Below are 4,931 nucleotides of genomic sequence, written 5' to 3'. Positions count from 1 at the left end.
ATGGCGTGCCGCAGGCCCTCCTCGGTGAAGGGCTGCTCGGAGTCGACCTCGCCCTTGAGGGCGGCGCGGCCACCAGCCGCGTACTTGCCGTGGGCCGGGAGCTCGAGCAGGACGTTGACGGCGTAGATGTACTTGCGCATGGCGAATCTCCTCGTGGCAGAGGTGCGGGATGGGTGGGGTGCCGGGGCCGGCTGGCGGGGGATGGACTACCGGCCCCGGCGGTCTAGGGGGCTAGCGGCGCGCGGCGGCCAGGCAGTCGGCCTGGTACTTCGCCTGCTCTGCTGCCTGCTGTGCGGCGCGGGCCGCTTCCTGCGCCCGGCGGGTCTGCTCCTCCAGCTGGGCCTGCGCGGCTTCCTGGGCTTCGGCGGCGGTCACGATGCCCGCCGCGGGCGGACGTAGGAGGCGGCGGCGTGGGCGGCCTTGTCGGCGGCGGACATCTGCGGGTACTCGACCGACAGCGGGCCGGAGCCGCGGCGGATGCCGGCCGCGATCAGACGACGCGACGGGGCGGGGACGGTACGCAGAGTGAGCGCAGTAGGCTGTGCAGCATCCATCAGGGGTTCCTCTCAGAGAACCTGGTGGTGTGGCGGGCCGGGACGTGCGCGATGTAGGAGTCGCAAGCGTTCCGGTCCGTCTTCTGTTGTGTGCCGTCCGCCGGCGGGGCCGGGTAGGAGTGGACAGCTACACCCCTCCAAGCAGTGCTTGAAGTGGCGCTGATGAAGACAGTAGGGCGGTCAGCAACTGGCGTCAAGCACTGCTTGTCGATGGGCTGAATTCGCCTTACTCTCGGTGCATGACCGAGACCCTGGACACCGCCTACGCCGCCCTCCTCGGCGCCCTCGAAGAGCAGCCCGACCAGGAGCAGTACAAGGCGATCAAGGATCTCGAGGAACGCTTCGCCGCCGATATGAAGCATCGGAAGGCCGGCATCGCCAACCGCCTTCACCACGACCGGTCTTGGACCGAAGTGGGGAATCTGCTCGGTGTCACCGGATCCAGAGCGGAACAGATCTCCCGCGCCGCCAGGTGAACGCATCCCTTCCATGACCTCTAGTCAAGCCACTGCAGGTCATGGTCACCATGAGCGCCCGATGCAGCGGCAGTGCACTGCCAGTGCACTCGCAGTGCAGCAGCCCCAAATAGACATAGGTGGAGCCCCATAGTGGACGTCGTCGACGTGTGGACCGGCCGGACCGCTTGCGCATTGCAGAAGGCGCTCCGCATGTCGAACGAAGCGTTTGCAGGGCGGCTCGGTGTCGCCGTCCGGACTGTCGCCAACTGGCACAGCTCACCGGACAAGGAGCCGAACCCTGAGATGCAGGCGGCATTGGACACGGCATACGAGGGGGCGAGCAGCACAGTGCGGTCACGGTTCCAGCTCTTGGCGAAGTCCGCTCCCGGCGAGGCGTCGGCCCAGGCGCTCCGTGTGGCCATCGCGGTCGTCGTGAAAGGCGACACGGTTCTCCTCGTCTGCCGCCGCGACTCCGACACGCTCGCATGGCAGTTCCCCGCCGGCGTCGTGAAGCCAGGAGCAAGCGCGGAGGCCGTCGCCGCTCGCGAAACGCACGCGGAGACCGGAGTGCACTGCACGGTCCGGCAGGAGCTCGGCAGCCGCCTGCACCCGGTCACCGGGGTCACGGCCAGCTACTTCCTGTGCGAGTTCCTCGTCGGCGAGGCCGAGAACCGGGACCCTCTCGAGAACGCGGACGTCCAGTGGGTACCGATCTCCTCGCTCAACCGCTTCATCCCGACCGACCGGATCTTCCCGCCCATCCTGAAAGCCCTGGAGGACGCATGACCGAGACCACCGACAAGCCCGGCATCTCCGCCGCCATCATCGTCGCCGGGGGCAAGGTGCTCATGGTCCGGCGCCGCATCTCCGAGGGCGAGCTGATGTGGCAGTTCCCCGCGGGTGGGATCGAGGCTGGCGAATCGGCGGAAGAGGCCGCGGTCAGGGAGACGCTCGAGGAGACCGGCCTCACGGTGAAGGCGATCCGCCTGCTCGGTGAGCGCGTGCACCCGAAGACCCACCGGCTCATGTCGTACACCGCGTGCGACGTCCTCGAGGGTGAGGCTCGTGTCGCGGACGACGACGAGCTGGACGCGGTCGCCTGGGTCGCCCACGGCGAGATCGCCAAGTACGTCCCCTACGGTCTCTTCGCACCGGTGCAGGAGCACCTCGACGAGGTCCTGGCCCGCTGACCTGCAAGCGAAAGGCCGGGCGGTTGCTGCCGCCCGGCCTGTTCGACCGCGAGTTGCTGCTCGCCGCCTTGGCCACCCCTACTCGCCGGAATGGAGGCTCCTCTATGAGCGTAGCCGAGAGCCGCAAGCCCACTCCCGCAGATTTACTCACCCGCCCCCTGGAGCACCTGCTTGCTGAGGTCGGCGCCCGGGTCGTGGAGTCGTCGATCGCCGACGACGGGTTCTTCGGTGCGGCGCATCTGTCGCCAGCGGGGATCAGTCTGCACATGCCGGCCGGCCGATCGGAGGTAGAGCGCGACTCGATCGCCCGCGCTCTACTCGGTCGAGTGCTCCAGGTCCCGCTGCCTCCGCTGCCGGCTGTGCTGTCGGTGGAAGAGGCGGCGGTCTAGCCGCGGACAGAGCGAAGGCCCGCCACCCGAAGGGTGGCGGGCTTCGTCGCGTCCTGGCCGGTGTCGGGCCGGTTGTCGTTCCGTGGATGCTGGATGTGACGCCGTGGGTGCGGTGGCTGGCCGGCTTGCGGCGGACCTGCCGATGCGACTGCCAGCGGAGTAGGTGCGAACTCGGCGGCGATGGGGTGACCACTTGGCCGTAAAGGTGCAGGTCAGAACGCTTGGATTGCAGTCTCTGGCCCTGGGTATCCCTAAGGTGTTACCTTGGTACCTATTCCGGTACCAGAGGGAGGGTGAGCATGCCTGCACTGAACGTGACCTTCACCGAGCAGGAAATGACGCTGCTCCGCGACCAGGCAACTAAGGAGGACATCAGCTTGAAGACGCTCGCGCACGACGCCGTCCTGGCAGAGGTCCACCGCCGCAAGGTTCGCGCTGCTGCCCTGCGTGTCGCCCGCATCTCCGCCGGTCTGAACAAGCGCCTCGCTGACAAGTAAGGCAGGGGTCTCATCACCGAGTACCTGGACGTCGAAGATGTCCTCGAGATAGCCAAGATCACGCTGGGTAGCACGGCGGCGGTCAGGGACTACGGGCTCATCCAGAGTGCGATAGGCCGGCCTCAAGGGTCAGTCTTCGGCGTGGACGCCTACCCGACACTGCTGGAGAAGGCTGCGGCCTTGCTGCACTCTCTGTCCAGCAATCACGGGCTCGTGGATGGCAACAAGCGAACCGGCTGGGCGTGCTCCATCGTCTTCCTGGAGCTGAACGGGCTCTACCTGATGGAACCGCTCGACGAGGACGCGGCGGAAGACTTCGTCCTTGCCGTGGCGCAGTCTCAGCTCACGAACGAAGTGATCGCCGAAAGGCTCGCAAAGTTCGTGACTTCGGAGCCGCCGGCAGACCTGACGTAGGTCCGCAGAAGGGCCCGCAGCGCACCACGCGCTGCGGGCCCTTCGCATTGCCTACGCCGCGGCCCTCCCGTTCGCCAGCGGCAGCCGGAGTACTTCGCTGTGCCCGTACTCGGTCCGGCACTTGGGGCAGGTGAGTGCCTGAACGTTGAGCGTGATCCGCAGCGGCTGCTCGCACGGGCAGGTGACGGTGATCCGCCGCGGGGGCTTCTGGCCGCCGGTGACGCCGGTGAGTGTTCGATGGATGGCCTCGAGCTCGCGGGCGAACTCGTCGGGTGCGGGTCCTTGTTCGGCGAACCAGCGGAGGTTGTACCGGAGGGTGCGGCAGGCGTGGTCGACGCGCTGCTGCAGGGTGCCGGCTTCGTTGAGTTCGGCGTGGCCGGCTTCCTCCCAGACGCGGACCCAGCCTTCGAGGGGGCCGAGGACGGGCCCGCCGGCTGTCTGCAGGTTGAGGATGTCGAGCCGAAGCGGGGCTGGGGCGGCCTTGCTGCCGGAGACCGTCGGCCCGCCCGAGCTGCCGCCGCGCTGGAGGTGGTGGGCGAGCTGGGCGTACAGGCCGCGGGGCCCGGGGATGGCGGCCAGTTGCTGTGCTGCCCGGTCTTCACAGCGGCCGCAAAGCTGCCGCCCGGTCTCGTCGTCGCGGAGGTCGTAGGCGCAGCGGATGCAGGTCGGGATGTCGTTCACGGCAGTCTCCTTGCTGGCGGTGCGGCGGGGCTTGGTGAGGGCTGACGCGCTGTCGGTTTGTCCTGGTGTGTTCTGTTGTGTGGGGCGGCGGTTGAGGTCGCGGGCCGCTACGGGGCCTGTGAGCGCCTCGTAGCGGGTTCGGCGGGCTGGGAGCCGTGATCGGCGTTTCAGGCGCTCTCGCGGGCGCACAGGCCCTCTGGCGGGGGCGAGTTGGGGTTCACGCTGCCTCCTCTGGCCGTGTACCGCGGAGGATCGCGACGACGGACCAGACGGGGATGTGGGCGATCCGGCGCCGCTGGCTGTGCACGACGAGGTTGCGGATGCCGGTCAGGTCTTCGGTGTCGCGGCGGAGTTGGCGGGTCTGGACGCGGAGGCGTGACCGCAGGGATCGCCGGTCGTCGTGGAGTTGGGTGATGCCGGTGCGCAGCCGGCTGGCCTCGTCTGCGGACAGGGGGCCGCGTTCGGCTCGGTCGGCGAGGTTGAGTAGCTGTTCGGTGGTGACGGGCTTGGCCATCAGAGGCTCCGGATGACGTTGACGACGGGTCGGTCGGGTATGTGCTGCCGGGCTGCGGCTCGTCCGTGGTCGCCGGGTACGCGCTTGGCCCAGCGGCGGCGATGGCGTCCGCTCCGGACGGGCAGGCGCCGTGGACGATGACGGCGGGCACCTTCTGGAAGACGGCGGTGGCGAGGTTGTCGCGGACCATGTCGTAGTCGGCCCAGTCCCTGCTGCCTGTCACGAGGATCCGGT

Annotated in this window: 10 protein-coding genes and 1 pseudogene; 6 read left to right on the top strand and 5 right to left on the bottom strand. The window is 68.5% G+C overall.

The genetic code is table 11. From position 1 onward, the window contains the following. Nucleotides 1-231 precede the first annotated feature (231 nt). Both VIU94_RS36795 and VIU94_RS36790 read right to left on the bottom strand, forming a co-directional pair. Nucleotides 232-375, bottom strand: a complete 144-nt coding sequence (locus VIU94_RS36795) for a hypothetical protein (protein WP_331918592.1) — start codon at nt 373-375, stop codon at nt 232-234. Beyond that, nucleotides 372-554 (bottom strand): hypothetical protein, encoded by a 183-nt coding sequence (locus VIU94_RS36790; protein ID WP_331918590.1) that lies wholly within the window; start codon nt 552-554, stop codon nt 372-374. The genes VIU94_RS36795 and VIU94_RS36790 overlap by 4 nt, the downstream gene beginning before the upstream one ends. Before the next feature lie 239 nt (nt 555-793). Between VIU94_RS36790 and VIU94_RS36785 the strand changes: the two genes are divergently transcribed. The 6 genes from VIU94_RS36785 to VIU94_RS36760 all read left to right on the top strand — a co-directional run bounded on the left by VIU94_RS36785 (nt 794) and on the right by VIU94_RS36760 (nt 3,502). Next, on the top strand, nt 794-1,030 hold the full coding sequence (locus VIU94_RS36785; RefSeq protein WP_331918588.1) for a hypothetical protein: 237 nt from the start codon (nt 794-796) through the stop codon (nt 1,028-1,030). 132 nt (nt 1,031-1,162) lie between these two features. Next, complete coding sequence (locus VIU94_RS36780; RefSeq protein ID WP_331918586.1) at nt 1,163-1,798, top strand: NUDIX hydrolase; 636 nt, start codon at nt 1,163-1,165, stop codon at nt 1,796-1,798. Then, entirely contained in the window at nt 1,795-2,202 is a 408-nt protein-coding gene (locus VIU94_RS36775) for an NUDIX hydrolase (protein ID WP_331918584.1), read from the top strand. The genes VIU94_RS36780 and VIU94_RS36775 overlap by 4 nt, the downstream gene beginning before the upstream one ends. A gap of 104 nt (nt 2,203-2,306) precedes the next feature. Next, entirely contained in the window at nt 2,307-2,591 is a 285-nt protein-coding gene (locus VIU94_RS36770; protein ID WP_331918582.1) for a hypothetical protein, read from the top strand. Nucleotides 2,592-2,890: 299 nt separating this feature from the next. After that, nucleotides 2,891-3,088 carry a hypothetical protein gene (locus VIU94_RS36765; protein WP_331918580.1) on the top strand — a complete coding sequence of 66 codons (198 nt, stop codon included), beginning with the start codon at nt 2,891-2,893 and terminating at the stop codon, nt 3,086-3,088. 12 nt (nt 3,089-3,100) lie between these two features. Further along, nucleotides 3,101-3,502, top strand: a complete 402-nt coding sequence (locus tag VIU94_RS36760) for a type II toxin-antitoxin system death-on-curing family toxin (RefSeq protein WP_331918594.1) — start codon at nt 3,101-3,103, stop codon at nt 3,500-3,502. A 51-nt stretch (nt 3,503-3,553) separates the two neighbouring features. Here the strand turns inward: VIU94_RS36760 and VIU94_RS36755 are convergent, their stop codons facing one another. From VIU94_RS36755 to VIU94_RS36745, 3 genes and pseudogenes are all read right to left on the bottom strand, one after another. Next, the gene (locus VIU94_RS36755; RefSeq protein ID WP_331918578.1) at nt 3,554-4,183 is read right to left on the bottom strand and encodes a hypothetical protein; all 630 of its coding nucleotides are present in this window, start codon (nt 4,181-4,183) and stop codon (nt 3,554-3,556) included. Between the two features lie 217 nt (nt 4,184-4,400). Continuing rightward, nucleotides 4,401-4,697 (bottom strand): hypothetical protein, encoded by a 297-nt coding sequence (locus tag VIU94_RS36750; RefSeq protein ID WP_331918596.1) that lies wholly within the window; start codon nt 4,695-4,697, stop codon nt 4,401-4,403. Between the two features lie 106 nt (nt 4,698-4,803). Then, nucleotides 4,804-4,920 (bottom strand): annotated as a pseudogene (locus VIU94_RS36745) (SLOG family protein); the annotation flags it as partial. Between the last annotated feature and the right edge of the window lie 11 nt (nt 4,921-4,931).

This window comes from Streptomyces sp. (genome assembly GCF_036566765.1).
GTDB lineage: Bacteria > Actinomycetota > Actinomycetes > Streptomycetales > Streptomycetaceae > Streptomyces.
This window is presented reverse-complemented; position numbering and strand designations above follow the sequence as displayed.

Excerpts from the sequence above, each read along its gene's own strand:
- VIU94_RS36790 (WP_331918590.1), bottom strand. The coding sequence starts at position 554 with ATGGATGCTGCACAGCCTACTGCGCTCACTCTGCGTACCGTCCCCGCC.
- VIU94_RS36785 (WP_331918588.1), top strand. The coding sequence starts at position 794 with ATGACCGAGACCCTGGACACCGCCTACGCCGCCCTCCTCGGCGCCCTC.
- VIU94_RS36775 (WP_331918584.1), top strand. The coding sequence starts at position 1,795 with ATGACCGAGACCACCGACAAGCCCGGCATCTCCGCCGCCATCATCGTC.
- VIU94_RS36770 (WP_331918582.1), top strand. The coding sequence starts at position 2,307 with ATGAGCGTAGCCGAGAGCCGCAAGCCCACTCCCGCAGATTTACTCACC.
- VIU94_RS36765 (WP_331918580.1), top strand. The coding sequence starts at position 2,891 with ATGCCTGCACTGAACGTGACCTTCACCGAGCAGGAAATGACGCTGCTC.
- VIU94_RS36750 (WP_331918596.1), bottom strand. The coding sequence starts at position 4,697 with ATGGCCAAGCCCGTCACCACCGAACAGCTACTCAACCTCGCCGACCGA.